Genomic DNA, 290 nt, shown 5'->3' with positions numbered 1-290 from the left:
TCTTCTAAAACTGAACACTTCCTGTACTAGTCCAATTTATCAGCTTGTAAAACAGTATCAAACACTTCAACAAACAACCTTCTTATTACCACATCTTCCAAAAATTCTACCACCTCAAGAGATTTATCCACCCTATCCAAACTTTAACCAACCGCTATTCCTTCCACCTCAAAAACAATTAAACTTAAAAACCCATATTACATTTCAAATTCAACACTCAAAAGAAGCTAAACCTCTCCAAAAAATTAACTTTATCATCACTTCTAACAACAACAACAACCACCCTAACC

The 290-nt window shown here is 33.8% G+C and carries 1 pseudogene; it reads left to right on the top strand.

Going from position 1 to position 290, the window contains the following annotated elements:
- A pseudogene (locus tag FS736_RS23650) lies at nt 1-290 on the top strand (replication initiation protein); the annotation flags it as partial.

Origin of the sequence: Cytobacillus oceanisediminis 2691 (assembly GCF_007678455.1) — a bacterium.
GTDB lineage: Bacteria > Bacillota > Bacilli > Bacillales > Cytobacillaceae > Mesobacillus > Mesobacillus oceanisediminis_A.
Note: the sequence above shows the minus strand (reverse complement) of the source record. Positions and strands in the feature narration are given on the sequence as shown.